General features: G+C 36.1%; 1 protein-coding gene. It reads right to left on the bottom strand.

Features of this window, described 5'->3' with window-relative positions; translation table 11 throughout:
- Positions 1-387: hypothetical protein (locus tag FcAc13_RS12075; protein WP_187756474.1), on the bottom strand; the 387-nt coding region annotated here is incomplete at its 3' end.
- Positions 388-576 lie beyond the last annotated feature (189 nt).

Below are 576 nucleotides of genomic sequence, written 5' to 3'. Positions count from 1 at the left end.
TGGGGTTGAAAAATGGGTTTGCGGTGGTAATAAGCCACAATCAAGCGTGAGTGGTTTTTCAATTAATAGTGCCTGACCGGTCGTCAGTGCTTGTTTCAAGGCTTGGGTGACTTTGGCGTTATCATGTCCGTAATGATTATTGCCATAATATAACCCTAATTTTTGCAGGGTAGCGTAGAGCTGTTGACATTGTTCAGGGTATTTAATGCAATGTTCAATGACTTCATCCTGCGCTGCGGTGTAATGAAAACGGACTTTTTCAAAACCTGATGCCTGTAACCGTGTTTTAGGTAAGTCAATAAAATCCTGATTAGCGAACGGAGTTTCGGCGACGGGTTGTTGTAATTGTTGCCATGCTTGTTGAGTAATTAATTGATAACATTTCATACATCGTGTTGTTATTCGATATTCCTTTCATACCTTAATTAGCAAAACATAAATCGAAAGACTAAGTGTTAGTGCTAAACAGAGTTGTTATTAATTTTTAGTTTAAATATAGTTATCTAAATCCATTAATCGAAAGTGTAGTTTATCTTTGATGGGCATTCAAGCTTTATGTTTAATATTAGAAATAAA

Origin of the sequence: Frischella japonica (assembly GCF_014489845.1) — a bacterium.
GTDB lineage: Bacteria > Pseudomonadota > Gammaproteobacteria > Enterobacterales > Orbaceae > Frischella > Frischella japonica.
Note: the sequence above shows the minus strand (reverse complement) of the source record. Positions and strands in the feature narration are given on the sequence as shown.